The organism is Streptomyces sp. NPDC059371 (genome assembly GCF_042751995.1).
GTDB lineage: Bacteria > Actinomycetota > Actinomycetes > Streptomycetales > Streptomycetaceae > Streptomyces.
Genome location: NZ_JBHYXD010000087.1, coordinates 1 through 16,660, shown reverse-complemented (window position 1 = coordinate 16,660; position 16,660 = coordinate 1). Strand labels below are relative to the sequence as shown.

At 72.2% G+C, this 16,660-nt stretch carries 13 protein-coding genes and 2 pseudogenes; 8 read left to right on the top strand and 7 right to left on the bottom strand.

Going from position 1 to position 16,660, the window contains the following annotated elements; translation table 11 throughout:
* Positions 1–2: 2 nt before the first annotated feature.
* The 3 genes from ACFXGX_RS33445 (at position 3) to holA (ending at position 2,627) form a co-directional block, all read left to right on the top strand.
* Positions 3–833, top strand: coding sequence for an arylamine N-acetyltransferase (locus ACFXGX_RS33445; RefSeq protein ID WP_384798861.1), 831 nt, complete (start codon positions 3–5; stop codon positions 831–833).
* A gap of 84 nt (positions 834–917) precedes the next feature.
* A complete protein-coding gene (locus ACFXGX_RS33440; RefSeq protein WP_384798858.1) occupies positions 918–1,163 on the top strand; it encodes a hypothetical protein in 246 nt (81 codons plus the stop codon).
* A gap of 477 nt (positions 1,164–1,640) precedes the next feature.
* Positions 1,641–2,627: a DNA polymerase III subunit delta gene (gene holA, locus ACFXGX_RS33435; RefSeq protein ID WP_384798855.1), complete on the top strand. Its 987-nt coding sequence runs from the start codon at positions 1,641–1,643 to the stop codon at positions 2,625–2,627.
* A 301-nt stretch (positions 2,628–2,928) separates the two neighbouring features.
* On the opposite strand, the gene rpsT is transcribed toward holA, so the two are convergent.
* Positions 2,929–3,195 (bottom strand): 30S ribosomal protein S20, encoded by a 267-nt coding sequence (rpsT, locus tag ACFXGX_RS33430; protein ID WP_384798852.1) that lies wholly within the window; start codon positions 3,193–3,195, stop codon positions 2,929–2,931.
* 315 nt (positions 3,196–3,510) lie between these two features.
* Here rpsT and lepA point away from each other — a divergent pair, with 315 nt between their 5' ends.
* A complete protein-coding gene (gene lepA / locus ACFXGX_RS33425; protein WP_384798849.1) occupies positions 3,511–5,379 on the top strand; it encodes a translation elongation factor 4 in 1,869 nt (622 codons plus the stop codon).
* A 226-nt stretch (positions 5,380–5,605) separates the two neighbouring features.
* Positions 5,606–7,477, top strand: coding sequence for an AMP-dependent synthetase/ligase (locus ACFXGX_RS33420; protein WP_384798847.1), 1,872 nt, complete (start codon positions 5,606–5,608; stop codon positions 7,475–7,477).
* Between the two features lie 66 nt (positions 7,478–7,543).
* On the opposite strand, the gene ACFXGX_RS33415 is transcribed toward ACFXGX_RS33420, so the two are convergent.
* The gene (locus tag ACFXGX_RS33415) at positions 7,544–8,134 is read right to left on the bottom strand and encodes a two-component system response regulator (protein WP_384798844.1); all 591 of its coding nucleotides are present in this window, start codon (positions 8,132–8,134) and stop codon (positions 7,544–7,546) included.
* 294 nt (positions 8,135–8,428) lie between these two features.
* Between ACFXGX_RS33415 and ACFXGX_RS33410 the strand changes: the two genes are divergently transcribed.
* Together ACFXGX_RS33410 and hemW are read left to right on the top strand one after the other, a co-directional pair.
* A complete protein-coding gene (locus ACFXGX_RS33410; RefSeq protein WP_384798841.1) occupies positions 8,429–10,627 on the top strand; it encodes a SpoIIE family protein phosphatase in 2,199 nt (732 codons plus the stop codon).
* Positions 10,628–10,682: 55 nt separating this feature from the next.
* The gene (gene hemW / locus ACFXGX_RS33405; RefSeq protein WP_384798838.1) at positions 10,683–11,915 is read left to right on the top strand and encodes a radical SAM family heme chaperone HemW; all 1,233 of its coding nucleotides are present in this window, start codon (positions 10,683–10,685) and stop codon (positions 11,913–11,915) included.
* A gap of 138 nt (positions 11,916–12,053) precedes the next feature.
* Here hemW and ACFXGX_RS33400 read toward each other — a convergent pair.
* The 4 genes and pseudogenes from ACFXGX_RS33400 to ACFXGX_RS33385 form a co-directional block, all read right to left on the bottom strand.
* Positions 12,054–12,425, bottom strand: a pseudogene (locus ACFXGX_RS33400) (DUF3097 family protein); the annotation flags it as partial.
* 521 nt (positions 12,426–12,946) lie between these two features.
* A pseudogene (locus tag ACFXGX_RS33395) lies at positions 12,947–13,303 on the bottom strand (copper resistance protein CopC); the annotation flags it as partial.
* A 109-nt stretch (positions 13,304–13,412) separates the two neighbouring features.
* Complete coding sequence (locus tag ACFXGX_RS33390; protein WP_384798836.1) at positions 13,413–14,816, bottom strand: sensor histidine kinase; 1,404 nt, start codon at positions 14,814–14,816, stop codon at positions 13,413–13,415.
* Positions 14,809–15,474 carry a response regulator gene (locus tag ACFXGX_RS33385; protein ID WP_384798833.1) on the bottom strand — a complete coding sequence of 222 codons (666 nt, stop codon included), beginning with the start codon at positions 15,472–15,474 and terminating at the stop codon, positions 14,809–14,811. Before ACFXGX_RS33385 ends, ACFXGX_RS33390 begins: the two co-directional genes overlap by 8 nt.
* A gap of 189 nt (positions 15,475–15,663) precedes the next feature.
* Between ACFXGX_RS33385 and ACFXGX_RS33380 the strand changes: the two genes are divergently transcribed.
* Entirely contained in the window at positions 15,664–16,044 is a 381-nt protein-coding gene (locus ACFXGX_RS33380) for a response regulator transcription factor (RefSeq protein WP_384798830.1), read from the top strand.
* A gap of 36 nt (positions 16,045–16,080) precedes the next feature.
* Here the strand turns inward: ACFXGX_RS33380 and lepB are convergent, their stop codons facing one another.
* The gene (gene lepB, locus ACFXGX_RS33375; protein ID WP_384798902.1) at positions 16,081–16,533 is read right to left on the bottom strand and encodes a signal peptidase I; all 453 of its coding nucleotides are present in this window, start codon (positions 16,531–16,533) and stop codon (positions 16,081–16,083) included.
* Between the last annotated feature and the right edge of the window lie 127 nt (positions 16,534–16,660).

Below are 16,660 nucleotides of genomic sequence, written 5' to 3'. Positions count from 1 at the left end.
GCATGAACTCCGCACAGGCCGACGCCTACCTTCGCCGCATTGGGGCCCCGCACCCGGCATGGCCCACGTCCGATGTGCTCCGCGAGCTGCAGCTCCGCCATCTGCGGACAGTGCCGTTCGAGAACCTGTCGATCCATCTCGGCGAGGAGATCGTGCTGGAGGAGAAGAGGCTGCTGGACAAGGTGGTGGGAGCGCGCAGAGGGGGCTTCTGCTACGAACTGAACGGCGCGTTCGCGGCGTTGCTGGGGGCGGTGGGCTACGACGTGACGCTGCTCGCGGCGCGCGTGTACGGGGACGACGGGAGGCCCGGGATTCCCTACGACCATCTCGCGCTGCGGGTACGGACGGTGGACGGGGGCGACTGGCTGACCGACGTCGGTTTCGGGGCCCACAGCCACTATCCGCTGTCGTTCACGGAGCGGGGCGAACAGCGGGACCCCGGCGGCATGTTCCGGGTCGTGGAGTCGGCGCCGGACGCGGCGGGGGTGCGGGGACCGGGCGATTCCCGGGAACTCGAGGACCTCGACGTCCTCCTGGGCGACAAGCGCCAGTACCGGCTGGAGGTACGGCCGCGTGTCCTCGGGGACTTCCGTGTCGGAGCCTGGTGGCACGGCACCTCGCCGCTGTCGCACTTCACCCGGTCGCTGGTCTGCTCGCGGGTCACCGAGGACGGGGGCCGGATCACGCTCAGCGGCCGCAAGTTCACCGTGTCGACGGCCGACGGGACCAAGGAGGTGACGGAGCTTGCGACCGACGAGGAGGTACTGGCCACGTACCGGGAACGCTTCGGGATCGAGCTGGACCGGGTGCCGGTGGTCAAGGAGTTCGGGTAGCCGAGGCCGGGAAGCCGCGCAGATCACACGCGGCGGACCGGGATCCCGGCGTCGGCCGCGCCGGGCGTACCGGAAGATGTTCGGGTGAGCGATGTGAGACATGTACTGGTGCTGCCCGACCGTGACGCCGCGAAGGAGGCGGCGGAGGCCGTCGGTGACCGGTTCGGGCTGCTGGAGGAGCCGCAGCTCGTGCGGGACGCCCTCGCGGGCGAGGACGATGCCGAGGACGCGCAGTGGCTGGTGGTGCTGACGGACCCCGAGGCACGGCTCGACGCGAAGGAACTGGACGAGTTCGCGGCCGAATGGGACGGCTGGCACGAGGAGCCGTAGCCGAGTCCGACCGGGCCCCATGCACCTGGGGCGGCCAAGCCCCCCACCAGGCCCGACCGGGCCCCACGCGCTCGGCTCGACCGGGCCTCGGGCACCTGGGCCGGCCAAGCCCCCCACCAGGCCCGACCGGGCTCCTGCACGCTCAGCTCGACCGGGCCCCACGCGCCGGACCGACCGGGCCTCGCGCACCTGGGCCGGCCAAGCCCCCACCAGGCTCGGTCGACCCAGCCGCGCGAGGCAGGCTTGAGCGAGTTCCTGCGTACCCGGCCCGACCGGGGCCCACGCGCCAGTCCGGCCGGGCGGCGCGCACTCGGGCCGGCCAAGCCCCATCAGCCCCGGTCGGGTCAGCCGCCCCATCAGCCCCGGTCGAGTCAGCCGCGCGGACCGGCCCCGGTCGATTCAGACGGGCGAGGCCGGGCCTCCGTGGGCCGCGGCTCGCGGCACCTGGTGTCAGTGGCGCGTGGGATGCTTTCCGTGATGGCCAAGAAGACCGCACAAGACGACCCTCTCGCCCCTGTCACGCTGGCAGTGGGCCAGGAGGATCTCCTGCTCGACCGTGCCGTGCAGGAGGTGGTGGCCGCCGCAAAGGCCACCGACGCCGACACGGACGTCCGGGACCTCACCCCGGACCAGGTGCAGCCGGGCACGCTCGCCGAGCTGACGAGCCCGTCGCTCTTCGCCGAGCGCAAGGTCGTGATCGTCCGCAACGCGCAGGATCTGTCGGCCGACACGATCAAGGACGTCAAGGCGTATCTGGGGGCTCCCGCCGAGGAGATCACCCTGGTGCTCCTTCACGCGGGCGCGGCCAAGGGCAAGGCGCTGCTCGACGCCGCGCGCAAGGCGGGCGCGCGGGAGGTGGCGTGCCCCAAGATGACGAAGCCGGCGGACCGGCTGGCGTTCGTGCGGAGCGAGTTCCGGTCGCTGGGCCGGGCGGCCACTCCGGAGGCCTGCCAGGCGCTGGTGGACTCCATCGGGAGCGATCTGCGGGAGCTGGCTTCCGCGGCGTCGCAGCTCACCGCGGACGTCGAGGGGACGATCGACGAGGCCGTTGTCGGGAGGTACTACACCGGGCGGGCCGAGGCGTCCAGCTTCACCGTGGCCGACCGGGCCGTGGAGGGGCGGGCCGCGGAGGCGCTGGAGGCGCTGCGGTGGTCGCTGTCGACCGGTGTGGCCCCCGTCCTGATCACCAGCGCGCTCGCGCAGGGGGTGCGGGCGATCGGCAAGCTGTCCTCCGCGCGGGGCGGCAGGCCCGCCGATCTGGCCCGTGAGCTCGGGATGCCGCCGTGGAAGATCGACCGTGTCCGCCAGCAGATGCGGGGCTGGACGCCCGACGGGGTCGCCATGGCGCTCACGGCGGTCGCGGAGGCGGACGCCGGGGTGAAGGGCGGCGGGGACGACCCCGAGTACGCCCTGGAGAAGGCCGTCGTGGCCGTCGCCCGCGCGGCCCGCTCCGGCCGCCGCTAGCCCCGCCAGGTCCACCGCAGCACCCCGACGACCCAGCGGTACGCCGACGACCCAGTGGTACACCGAAGGCCCGGTGGTACACCGAAGAGCCAGTGGTACACCGAAGGCCCCGCTCGTTCTCCCGGGGAAGGGAGGAGCGGGGCCTTCGGTTCGAGCTGGTGGATTCACGCCCGCGTGGCGAACGCAGATCGTGCGCGAATCCGGGGGTGTCGGGTCGGGAGCGGGAGAGAGGGCCCGCTCGGGTCCGGCCGACGGTCACGTCAAGACAAGTCAGGGTCGAGCCCCGGAGAGCTCAGCCGACTCAGCCCTGGAGGGTGGCGACCTTCGAAGCAAGCGCCGACTTCTTGTTGGCGGCCTGGTTCTTGTGGATGACGCCCTTCGCGACGGCCTTGTCGAGCTTGCGCGAAGCCTCGCGCGCCGCGACGGTGGCCTTCTCGACGTCACCCGCGGCAGCAGCCTCGCGGGCCTTGCGGATCGCGGTCTTCAGAGAGGACTTGACGGCCTTGTTGCGCAGCCGGGCCTTCTCGTTGGTCTTGATCCGCTTGATCTGGGACTTGATGTTCGCCACTGATGAGCCTTTACAGGTTCAGGCGCGTGAGACGGCACGTCTCACCCGCCGTTTGATTTTCTTGGGTGCGTCTCCTGCAGAGAGGGCACGAGACACAGCCACCCAGGCTACCAGCCCCCGCACGACCGGCTCAAACCGGCCGTGCGCTCCCGGCCCGGGGACCGTTCGCAGCCGCCCTGGTCAGGGCCTTCGGGACGGGCGCGGCCGTCCCTCTCGCGCGGCCCACACCGGTCGCAGCCCGCCGCGCGTGGGACCATGGAATCTACGTATCGATCCGACCCGAGGCGACAGGCGCCTCAAGAGACAGGACCCTGCGTGCCCGCGACCCCTAACAATGTGCCCGAGCCGAGCCGTACCGACCCGGCTCTGATCCGCAATTTCTGCATCATCGCGCACATCGACCACGGCAAGTCCACGCTCGCCGACCGCATGCTCCAGCTCACGGGGGTGGTGGACGCGCGGCAGATGCGTGCTCAGTACCTCGACCGTATGGACATCGAGCGCGAGCGCGGCATCACGATCAAGTCCCAGGCGGTCCGGCTGCCCTGGGCGCCGACCGAGGATCCGGGCAAGACCCACATCCTCAACATGATCGACACCCCCGGGCACGTCGACTTCACGTACGAGGTGTCCCGGTCCCTCGCGGCCTGTGAGGGCACGGTCCTGCTCGTCGACGCGGCTCAGGGCATCGAGGCGCAGACTCTCGCCAACCTCTACCTGGCGATGGAGAACGACCTCAAGATCATCCCCGTACTGAACAAGATCGACCTGCCGGCCGCCCAGCCGGAGAAGTTCTCCGAGGAGCTCGCCAACCTCATCGGCTGCGACCCCGCGGACGTGCTCAGGGTCTCCGCCAAGACGGGCCTGGGCGTCGAGGCGCTGCTCGACAAGGTCGTCGCCGAGATCCCCGCCCCGGTCGGCGTCCAGGACGCCCCCGCGCGCGCGATGATCTTCGACTCGGTCTACGACTCGTACCGCGGTGTCGTGACGTACGTGCGTGTCATCGACGGGCAGCTCAACAAGCGTGAGCGCATCAAGATGATGTCCACCGGCGCCACGCACGAGCTGCTGGAGATCGGCGTCTCGTCCCCCGAGATGAAGGCGGCCGACGGGCTCGGTGTCGGTGAGGTGGGTTACCTCATCACCGGCGTGAAGGACGTCCGCCAGTCCAAGGTCGGTGACACGATCACCACCCTGCACAAGGGCGCCACCGAGGCGCTCGGCGGGTACAAGGACCCCCGGCCCATGGTCTTCTCGGGCCTGTATCCGCTGGACGGCTCCGACTACCCCGAGCTGCGCGACGCCCTGGACAAGCTCCAGCTCAACGACGCCGCGCTGGTGTACGAGCCGGAGACCTCCGCGGCGCTGGGCTTCGGTTTCCGTGTCGGCTTCCTCGGACTGCTGCACCTCGACGTGATCCGTGAGCGGCTGGAGCGCGAGTTCGGGCTCGACCTGATCGCGACCGCCCCGAACGTGGTCTACCGCGTCGAGATGGAGGACCGCAGCGAGCACACGGTCACCAACCCGAGCGAGTTCCCCGAGGGCAAGATCGACAAGGTGTACGAGCCGGTCGTGCGGGCGACCATCCTCGCCCCCTCGGAGTTCATCGGCGCGATCATGGAGCTGTGCCAGACCCGGCGCGGCACCCTGCTCGGCATGGACTACCTCTCCGAGGACCGGGTCGAGATCCGCTACACCCTGCCGCTCGCGGAGATCGTCTTCGACTTCTTCGACCAGCTCAAGTCCAAGACCCGCGGCTACGCCTCGCTGGACTACGAGCCCACCGGCGAGCAGGCCTCCAGCCTGGTCAAGGTCGACATCCTGCTGCACGGCGACAAGGTCGACGCCTTCTCGGCGGTCACGCACAAGGACGCGGCCTACGCGTACGGCGTCCGGCTGGTCGCCAAGCTGCGCGAGCTGATTCCGCGGCAGGCCTTCGAGGTGCCCATCCAGGCGGCCATCGGCTCCCGGGTCATCGCCCGCGAGACCATTCGCGCCATTCGCAAGGACGTCCTCGCCAAGTGCTACGGCGGTGACATCTCCCGTAAGCGGAAGCTGCTGGAGAAGCAGAAGGAGGGCAAGAAGCGGATGAAGATGGTGGGCTCTGTGGAAGTTCCGCAGGAAGCCTTCATCGCCGTGCTGTCCAGCGACGACAGCGGCGGTTCGGCCAAGGGCAAGAAGTAGCCACGCCGAATCCCGGAATTTCAGGGCCCGTCGCGCTCCGGCGCGGCGGGCTCTGTGCTTGTCTCAGGGGTGTGTCCTGCGGGAAGTGGCCGGGAAGTGACCTGCCGCCGCCTCTTACGCACCGGCCGGACGCGCTCTAGTCTGATCTCTGCTCGGTAGTTACTCGCGAGTTAAACAACAGCCGCAATTGAGCCAGCCGCACTGCCGCGGGGCCCCGGAGGATGTCGTGAGCGACACACAGACCCTGATCGATAACCGTCCGCCGTCCGTCGCGGCCCTCTTCCTGGAGCGCGTGGCGGCCACACCCGACGCCGAGGCATACCGCTACCCGGTACCGGCCCCGGGCGAAGGGCCGGACGAGTGGAAGTCGCTGACCTGGGCGCAGTCCGCGGAGCGGGTCTACGCCATCGCGGCCGGTCTCATCGAACTCGGCGTCCAGCCGGAGCAGCGCGTCGCGCTCGCCTCCTCGACCCGGGTGGAATGGATCCTGGCCGACCTCGGCATCCTCTGCGCGGGCGCGGCCACCACGACCGTGTATCCGCAGACCAACGCCGAGGAGTCGGCGTTCATCCTGTCCGACTCCGCGAGCCGGGTCCTCATCGCGGAGGACGCCGCCCAGCTCGCCAAGGCCCGGGAGAAGCGCGCGGAGCTTCCCGAGCTCACGCATGTCGTGGTCATCGACGCGGAGGGCGTGGAGAGCGAGGACTGGGTCCTGACGCTCGCCGAGCTGGAGGCGCGCGGTTCCGCGTACCTGGAGAAGCACCCCGAGCTGATCAAGGAGCGCGTCGGCGCGATCACCGCCGACCAGCTCGCGACCCTCATCTACACCTCCGGCACCACGGGCCGCCCCAAGGGCGTCCGCCTGCCGCAGGACAACTGGTCCTACATGGCGAAGGCCATCTCCGCGACCGGGCTGGTCAGCCAGGCCGACGTGCAGTACCTGTGGCTGCCGCTCGCGCACGTCTTCGGCAAGGTCCTGACCTCCGGCCAGATCGAGGTCGGGCACGTGACCGCCGTCGACGGCCGCGTGGACAAGATCATCGAGAACCTGCCGATCGTGCGGCCGACGTACATGGCGGCCGTCCCGCGCATCTTCGAGAAGGTCTACAACGGGGTCGCGGCCAAGGCGCGGGCCGCCGGCGGCGCCAAGTACAAGATCTTCCAGTGGGCCGCCGAGGTCTCCCGCGAGTACGCGAAGGCCAGTCAGGACAACTTCCGCCGTACGGGTTCGGCCTCGGTGCCGTTCGCGCTCGGCGCCAAGCACAAGGTCGCCGACGCGCTCGTCTTCGCCAAGATCCGCGAGGCCTTCGGCGGCAACCTGCGCGCCTGCATCTCCGGCTCCGCCGCGCTCGCGCCGGAGATCGGCTACTTCTTCGCCGGCGCCGGCATCCACATCCTGGAGGGCTACGGACTCACCGAGTCCTCCGCCGCCTCCTTCGTGAACCCGGGCGAGGCCTACCGCACCGGAACGGTCGGCAAGCCGCTGCCCGGCACCGAGGTGCGTATCGCGGACGACGGCGAGATCCTGCTGCGCGGCCCCGGCATCATGGAGGGCTACCACGGGCTGCCCGAGAAGACCGCCGAGGTCCTGGAGGCGGACGGCTGGTTCCACACCGGCGACATCGGCGAGCTGTCCGCGGACGGCTATCTGCGGATCACCGACCGCAAGAAGGACCTCATCAAGACCTCGGGCGGCAAGTACATCGCGCCCGCCGAGGTCGAGGGTCAGTTCAAGGCCGTCTGCCCGTACGTGTCCAACATCCTCGTGCACGGCGCCGACCGGAACTTCTGCACCGCGCTCATCTCCCTCGACGAGCCGTCCATCCTCGACTGGGCCAAGGACAACGGCCTGGAGGGCAAGTCGTACGCCGAGGTCGTCGCGGCGCCCGTCACGGTCGCCCTGGTCGAGGGCTACGTGAAGGAGCTCAACGCGGGCCTGCAGCGCTGGCAGACCATCAAGAAGTTCCGTCTGCTGCCCCGTGACCTGGACGTCGAGCACGGCGAGATCACTCCGAGCCTCAAGCTGAAGCGCCCGGTCGTCGAGAAGGCGTACAAGCACCTGATCGACGAGATGTACGCGGGCAGCCGCGAGGCGTAGCGACCCCGGCACCCCGGCTTCCGGCCCCGCTCCGTACGGGCCGGAGGCCGGGGTGCTCGCTCTCTCTCAACCGTCCTGTCCGTCCCGCCGCCGCATCCTGCTCAGCAGTTCGTCCATCCGCCGTATCTGGTCGCGGAGTCCGGGCACGTCGGGGGCGGTGCCCGCCGCCAGGTCCGTGTCCATCCTCCCCAGGCGGGCGGCGAGTTCGTCGACCTGGTCCTGTTCGCGGGCGAGCAGGCACTCCAGTTGGCGGTTCTTGCGGTGCAGGTCGAGGAAGACGCTGACCTTGGCGCGCAGGACCCACGGGTCGAACGGTTTCGTCAGATAGTCGGCCGCGCCCGTCGCGTAGCCGCGGAAGGCGTAGCCCGCGTCGGCGTCGGTGCCCGTCAGGAAGATGATGGGCACGTCCTTGGTCCGGTCGAGCCGCTTGATGTTCGCGGCCGTCTCGAATCCGTCCATGCCCGGCATACGGATGTCGAGCAGGACGACCGCGAACCGCTGCCGCATCAGTGCCTTCACCGCCTCCTCGCCCGAACGCGCGCGTACCAGCGGCTCGTTGAGGGAGCGCAGGACGGCCTCCAGCGCGACCAGGTTGTCCTCCATGTCGTCGACGAGGAGGATGCGCGCGCCCTCGTCGGTCGTCGTCTCGGCGCTCATGATGACGGTGCCTCACTCGGTCCGTGGTTTTCTCGGTGCCCCGCGGGTCCGGCGGCCGGTCCATGACCCGCCTCGGGCGCCGCGCCGAAGTCGCCGTCCCGCGCCGTCGTCGTCGTGACGGGCGGTGAACGCGGATCGGATGCTCGATTCTGTCCGTCTTCGAGCACATCCATACCACTGTTCTCACTCATGACGGCCTACTTCGGTGACTCGGCGCTTATGAGTGCCGCCAGTCTGTCACCCTGGCCGAATCGACCGAGGTGTCTTCGTCCGAACTGCCCAGGGAGCCGCACAGTGGGGGCCATTCCGACGCAACGGGAGTCCACGGCGTGCGCACCGGACGTGCTCGCGCACCACCCCGCCGGCCGGGACGTCGTATCGCGTACATCGCTGCCGGGCACTCCGCTCGCTCCCGCGGCCGCGCGCCGGTTCCTCCGTGACACGCTCCTGAGCTGGGCCGAACTGGCCCTGCCCGGCGCCGAGATCATCGACGACCGGCTCACGGGGGACGCGTCGGTGGTGGTCAGCGAGCTCGTCACCAATGCCGTCGTGCACGCGGGCACCGACGTCGAGCTGCTGTGCCGCCTGGAGTGCCCGGCCGACGGCCCGCCCGGCCCGCTGGTCGTCGAGGTCTCCGACCAGCACCCCTCGCGCGCCATACGGGAGGACGGCGCCGAACCGCCTTACGGGACACCGGAGTACGGCCGGGGCCTGCGCCTCGTCTCCGCGCTCTCCGAGGCCTGGGGGATCACCTATCGTCCGGGCGTCAAGACGGTGTGGTCGAGGCTGCTGGCCGACGGGGCCGCCGGGGCCCTCCCCGGGGCGGGCGTCTTCACGGACGCCGACGACCTGCGCCGGCCGGGCCGCTTCGACGACGTGGGCGGTCTCCCGGGACCGGGCGGATTCACGGACCCGGGCGGGCTCGCGGGCGGGCTCATGGCACCAGGCGGATTCACGGACGCGGACGGGCTCGCGAGCGCGCTCCCCGACGGGTTCGCCGGATCCGACGGGTTCGCCGGATCCGACGGTCCGACCGATGCGGCGGCCGGTGCGGAGCCGGCCCGGGCAGGGGCCACCGGGTACGCCGAGGGGCTGGTCCCGGGGTACGGGCCGGGTGCCGGTGCAGGCGGCGAGCCGTATCGCGCCGTGTCCGCCCCGGGGGTGGACCGGAGCACCGCGCGGGCCCACGACTGGCTCGACCGGGGTGCCCTCTCCTTCCTCGCCGAGGCCTCGGACCTGCTCGCGGGACAGCTCGACGAGGACCTGGTCGCCGCGCTGGCCGGACAGCTCCTCGTCCCGCGCCTCGCCGACTGGTGCGCCGTATGGCTGGAGGACGAGGCCACCGACCGGGCGGGCGGGCTCGGCCTGGCCCTCGGCCCCCGCCTCGCCCGGGTCTGGCACGGCAGCGAGAACCTGATCGAGGGCCTGCGCCAGGCTCTGGAGAAGGACCCGCCGCGGCTGCCCGACGCGGTGCGCTCGCGTGCCGTCCCGGTGCCCTGGCCCGGCGGGGCGCTGGGCGCCCGCGGGGTGAGCGGGGCGGCGCTCGCGTACCGGCTGATCGCGGGCGGCCGCCCGCTGGGCACGCTCGTCATCGGGCGGGCCGGACCGCCCGACTTCCCCGACGAGGTCACCGGGCTCGTCGAGGACCTCAGCCGCCGTATCGCCCTGGCCATCGGCGCGGCCCGCCAGTACGCGCGCCAGGCCACCATCAGCCGGGTCCTCCAGCGCGGGCTGCTGCCGGGCGCGGTCGCCGAGATCCCCGGGGTGCGCAGCGCCCTCGTCTACGAACCGCTCGACAAGGGCGGGCCGAGCGGTGACTTCTACGACGTGTTCCCGGCGGGCGACGGGCGCTGGTGCTTCGCGGTCGGCGATGTCCAGGGCAAGGGGCCCGAGGCCGCCGTCGTGATCGGCCTGGCCCGGCCCTGGCTGCGCCTCCTCGCCCGCGAGGGCTACGACGTCGCGGACGTCCTCGACCGTCTCAACCAGCTCCTCCTCGACGACGCGACGGAGGCCGCGGACGCGGCTGCCCGCGCGCTCGTGGCCGCCGGCGGACCCGGGCTCGGCACCGACCTCGGCCCGCAGACGCGCTTCCTGTCCATGCTCTACGGCGAGCTGGTCCCCTTCGAGGGCGGAGTGCGCTGCACCCTGGCCTCGGCGGGGCATCCGCTGCCGCTGCTGCTGAGTCCCGACGGTGATGTACGGGAGATGGCCCGGCCACAGACCCTGCTCGGCGTCTTCGAGGACCCCGAATACACCGCGGATTCCTTCGAGCTGTACCCCGGGGACACGCTCCTGTGCGTCACCGACGGGGTGACGGAGCGGCGCGACGGGTCCCGTCAGTTCGACGACGACGACGGTCTCGCGCACGCCCTCGCGGGCTGCGCGGGCCTGACCGCCGAGATGATCGCGGAACGGATCCGCGCGCTGGTCCACGCCTTCGGCCCCCGCCCGCCCGAGGACGACATGGCCCTGCTGGTGTTGCAGGCCGACTAGCGGGGCCGCGGCGCACCGGACACGTCCACCCCGGGCGTGCTGGACAATGGAACGCATGCCTTCCGCACTTCCCGACGGTGAGCCCGTCCCCGACGACGGGGCGCTGCCCGCGCACGCCCTGGCCGGGGCCGCCGAGCGGCCCCTCGGGTTCTACCTCCACGTTCCGTACTGCGCGACCCGCTGCGGCTACTGCGACTTCAACACCTACACGGCGACCGAGCTGCGGGGCAGTGGTGGGGTGCTCGCCTCCCGCGACAACTACGCGGACACCCTGACCGACGAGATCCGGCTCGCCCGCAAGGTCCTCGGCGACGACCCCCGCCCGGTCCGCACGGTCTTCGTCGGAGGCGGTACGCCCACGCTGCTGGCCGCCGACGACCTCGTACGGATGCTGGGCGCGATCCGGGACGAGTTCGGCCTCGCGGACGACGCCGAGGTCACGACGGAGGCGAACCCCGAGTCGGTCGGCCCGGAGTACCTCGCGACCCTGCGCGCCGGGGGCTTCAACCGGATCTCCTTCGGCATGCAGAGCGCCCGGCAGCACGTCCTGAAGGTGCTCGACCGCACCCACACCCCGGGCCGCCCCGAGGCCTGTGTCGCCGAGGCCCGCGCGGCCGGATTCGCACATGTGAACCTGGATCTGATCTACGGCACGCCGGGGGAGTCGGACGACGACTGGCGGGCGTCGCTCGAAGCGGCCCTCGGCGCGGGACCCGACCACATCTCCGCGTACGCGCTGATCGTCGAGGAGGGCACGCAGCTCGCGCGCCGCATCCGGCGCGGCGAGGTCCCCATGACGGACGACGACGTGCACGCGGACCGCTATCTCATCGCGGACGAGGTGATGTCGGCGGCGGGCTTCGAGTGGTACGAGGTGTCGAACTGGGCCACCTCCGACGCCGGCCGCTGTCTGCACAACGAGCTGTACTGGCGGGGCGCCGACTGGTGGGGCGCGGGTCCCGGCGCGCACAGCCACGTCGGCGGCGTTCGCTGGTGGAACGTGAAACATCCGGGTGCGTACGCGGCGGCACTGGCCGAGGGCCGTTCCCCGGGGGCCGGCCGTGAGCTCCTCTCCGGCGAGGACCGCCGGGTCGAGCGGATCCTCCTCGAACTGCGGCTGCGCGAGGGCTGCCCGCTCTCCCTGCTCCGCGCCGACGGCCTCGCGGCCTCCCGCCGCGCCCTGTCCGAAGGCCTCCTCGAAGCCGGCCCGTACGACGCGGGCCGCGCCGTCCTCACCCTCCGCGGCCGCCTCCTCGCGGACGCCGTGGTCCGGGACCTGGTCGACTGAACATCGGGGACCCGGATTCGAAGGGCACAGCTACTGGCCCCGGGGCACCGCCGCCGGACCCGGGTCACACCGCCGGCCCCGGGTCACGCCGTCGGACCGGGGCACACCGCAGGCCCCGGGGAACCGGCCGCCGGTCCGTCATTCCGGCGCCGTGACGAAGTCGATCAGTTCCTCCACCCGGCCCAGCAGGGCCGGTTCCAGGTCCTTGTAGGAGTGCACCCGGGACAGGATGTGCTGCCAGGCCGCGCCGGTGTTCTCCGGCCAGCCCAGGGCCCGGCACACGCCCGTCTTCCAGTCCTGGCCGCGCGGGACCCTGGGCCAGGACGGGATGCCGACGGAGGACGGCTTCACGGCCTCCCAGACATCGATGTACGGGTGGCCGAGCACCAGGGCGTGCTCGCTCGTGACCGCCTCCGCGATCCGGGACTCCTTCGAACCCGGGACCAGGTGGTCCACGAGGACGCCGAGCCGGGCGTCCGGGCCCGGGGAGAACGCGTCGACGACCGCCGGGGGGGGGGCGGGGCCCGGCCCCGCCCCGGCCCCGCCGCCGGCGGCGGGCCGCCCCCCCCCCCGCCGACCGCCGCGCGCGTCGCCAGGACGAGCGGTCTGGCCGGCCTGGCCCTCCCGGCCGACGCGGTGGCCACCGCGGTCGCGGCGCCCAGCGCCAGCAGGGCGTAGAAGCGCACCGCGTAGGCCAGGTCGGCCGTCACCGCGTGCTGGTGGGCGTCCGAGCCGGACCAGGCCTCGGCCAGTGGCCGGCCGTCGGCCCAGACGGTGTGGACGGTGAGGACCGCGAGCGTGCCGGCCGCCAGCAGGCCGAGCCCGCCCCACAGCAGGGCGCGGGTCCTGCGGTCGCGCAGCCCGGCGGGCCACAGCCACAGCGCGACCAGCAGCACGCCCGGTCCCAGAGCGAGTCCGGCGTAGCCGATGCCGCGGGCGGCTCCGAGGAGCCGGCCGGCCCAGGCGCCGTTCGCACCGGCGAGGGAGGGCACGACGCCGACGACGTGGGTGGCCGCGCCGATGGAGAACCGGTAGGTGCCCGCCACGGGATGCCCGTCGGCCGAGGTCACCTGCCAGGCCACGGTGTAGGTGCCCGCACGCAGGCTTCCGGGCAGGGCGGTCCGCAGCGTCTGCCGGGATCGGTCGTCGGGGTGGCCGCCGAGGTCCATCCGGCGCATGCGGTCGTCGAACACCCGCACGGCGTCGGCGCCCGCGGTCACGGGTTGGCGGAACGTCAGCGCGACCTGGGCCGGCAGGCGCGGCAGTACTTGGCCGGCCGCGGGCTCGCTCGCCAGCAGACCGGTGTGCGCGGCGGCCGGGCCCGCGGTCACGGCCTGGAGGCACAGCGCGCACAGGACGAGGCAGAGCGTGGTGACGATGCGGCGCATCCGCTTCTCCCCCGGGTGACGTGGTCGGACGGCACGTCCAGGGTGTCGCCTCGCCGTTGTCACCGGCAGCCTCGCTCTTGGGGGGTGCGGACCCCTCAAAACGAGGGGGTCAGGTGCGCACCGCCAGCACGGTGCGCACCTCGGTGCCGCCGCCGGGGCGCTGGGCGACCGTGACCTCGCCGCCCAGTTCGCTCGCCGTGTCCCGGATGAGCTGCAGCCCGAGATGGCCGGTGCTGCCGAGGGCGGTGCCCGGCCCCTTTCCGTCGTCCGTCACCACGACCAGCAGCCGGTCCTGGCAGCCGGTGACGTCGATCGACGCCCGGCCCGCCTCGGCGTGCTTGAGGATGTTGGTCACGCACTCCCGTGCGCAGCGGTAGGCGGCCGCCGCCAGATCCGGCCCGAGCGCGGCCCGGACGTCGACGGTCGTGGTGACGGCGATCCCTTCCCGGCGCAGGCGCTCGGCGAGCAGTTCGACCGCCTGCGGCAGCCCGTCCTCGGTCAGGTCCGGCGGATAGATGTCCACCATCAGCGTGCGGAGCGAGCCGACGGCACCGCGCAGCACGTCGGAGATCCTGTCGAGCATGCCGCTCGCCGCCGCCGTCGTGCCGGGCGGCAGGTCGGCCCGGACGGCCGCGAGGGCGTACCCGGCACCTGCGAGGTCCTGGACCACACCGTCGTGCAGGTCGCGGGCGATCGCGCGCCGCTCGCGCTCCGAGGCGGTGAGCGCCTTGCTCAGCAGCCGGCTGCGCTCCGCGTCGGCCTGGCTGACCCGGCGCAGCAACTGCACCGAGACGGGGAGCTGGGCGAGGAGCAGAAGGAGCAGGGCCAGGATCGAGAACGGTACGAGGGTCCGCATCAGCTCCCCGCGCGCGGTGGCCACCCGCTCGTCGGTGGAGTAGACCTCCAGCGCCAGCCGTTCGCCGGAGGGCAGGTCCAGGGGTACGTAGACCTCCACGAGACGGCTGTCGCCGTGGGGTTCGGTGATGTTCTCCTCGTCGGACAGGTCGGAGAGGTCCGCCCAACTGGCGTGCTGGTCGATGGTCTTGCGCACGTCGTCGTTGAGGGGGAAGGACATCCCGATGGCCTGGTGCTCGTTGGAGTAGAGCACGTCGCCCTGCCGGTTCCACACCTTCACGCGCACGACGCCGGCCTCGCTCTCGCGGGCCTGCACCGCCTCGTCGAGCTGCGCCCACGCGGTGCGGTCGCCGCGGATCAGCCGGGGCATGGCCGGCTTGAAGATCACGTTGCCCATGAGCTGCGCGGACCGCGCGGCCTCGGCGAGAGCGGTCTTCTTGGCGATGGACTCGGCGGCGAACACGGTGGCCGCTCCGACGACCGTGAAGGCGCCGAGTCCGATCAGCACCATCGCGATCACCGCGTGCCGGACCGTTCTGCTGCCCCCCGATTCCGGTGCCGGGACCGTGCCGTCGCGGTCGGCTGTCGTCGCGCGTTCACGGTCGGCCGTCTCCGCGGACCCGCGGCCGGCTGTCGTCGCGCCCTCCCGGTCAGCCATCGCTGTGTGCCTCGACGAGACCGAGTTGCTGCGCCTTCACCACGGCCTGGAGCTGGGAGCGCACCCCGAGCTTGAGGTGGATCGACTTCACATAGCCGCGGCAGGTGTTGACGCTGATGCCCAGGAGTCGGGCGATCGCCGCCGGGGCCAGCCCCTTGCCCATCAGCGTGAGCACCTCGGACTCGCGGGCGGTCAGACTGGCCACGGCGGGGTCGTCGGTGGCCGACGGCCGGGGCGGTTCACCGAACATGGACGCCGACACGAGCATCGATCCCTGCCGTACGTCGCGCAGGACGCCCAGCATCTCCTCCAGGGAACCGGACTTCGGCACGAAGGCGCTCGCGCCGGCCTGCGCGGCGCGGACCACCCAGTCGGGATCACGGTGCGCGGAGACGATCACGACGGTCGCGTCCGGCGTCGCCTCCCGGATCCGCCGGGTGACCTCGAGGCCGTTCTCCGAGCCGAGCGAAATGTCCATCACGACCATGTCGGGCCGTTCCCTGGTCGCCAGCTCGACGGCCGCCGCCCCGGTGCCCGCCCAGCCCGCGCAGTCGAAGTCCGGCTGGGAGCCCAGCGCGAAGGCCAAAAGCTCCGCGAATGTCCGATGGTCGTCGACGATCAGCACCCGCGTCGTCGGCGAACCCTCTTGTCCCGGCATGTACTCCCCCACCTCAGCGGACCGCCACCGTGGCCGGAACGCATACGCCATGGAATCACGGTGTGGATGAAGGGAACACATGCTGTGGAGAAATCGTGTCCTCCTGGGCCGGCGACCCCTACGGTTCAGGATGTCGACCCCTCCGGTTTGGGGGTGGCTGTGAAGCCCGGGAACAGGCACCGTTGGACCATGCCGATTCGCCTGCTCGTCGTCGACGACCACCCGCTCGTGCGGGACACCCTGGCCGGCGCGCTCGGCCGCAGCCCGCTCGTGGACGTGGTGGGTGTGGCGTGCGACGGCGCCGAGGCCGTCGACGCGGCGGTGCGGCTCCTGCCGGACGTGGTCCTCATGGATCTGGTCATGCCCGTCCTGGACGGGGCGGAGGCGACCCGAAGGCTCCTGGCGCTCCGCCCGGGAACCAGGGTCGTGGTGCTGACCTCCGCGGTCGGCGGCCGGCTGGAGCGGGCGGCCCTGACCGCCGGGGCGGCGACGATCCTGCACAAGGACGCCGGGATCGACGCGGTGCTCGACGCCGTCGTGGCGGGATCCCCCGGTGGTACGAACCCGTAAGGAGGGCGCGGGCGGGCCCCCGGACCCGCGCACCGTTCACGGTCTGCCGGGCCGTGGCCACCAGCGCAGGATCACCCGTCCGGTCACCTTGGTGACGGGGACCGGTCCGAACTGCCGGGAGTCCACGGAGTGCCGGCGGTTGTCGCCCAGCACGAAGACGGTGCCGGCCGGTACCCGCGCGGGCCCGTAGTACATCCCGTCGACCGTCCTCGGATCCACCGCCGGCTCCTCGACGGCACGGCCGTTGACCTCCAGGACCCCGTCCTCGATCGCGACCGTGTCCCCGGCCACCGCCACGACCCGTTTGACCAGGGTCGCGCCGGAACCCTCGAACACCACGAGGTCGCCGCGCCGGGGCGAGGCGTCGCGGTACGCGTGGTCGTCGACGAGCAGATGGTCCCCGGACAGCAGTGTCGGCTCCATGCTCGTCGACTCGACCCGCACCGGCTCGACGAAAAGGCTGCCGACCAGCAGCGCCACGGCCGGCATCACGAGCAGAACGGTGGGGGGGGGGGGGGGCGCGCCGCCCCCCCCCCCCCCCCGCCGCGGCGCCCCCCCCCCCCCCGGGGGCCCCACCAGCCCAAAACCCGCGCGCCTGAGCGGACGACCGGGAGGG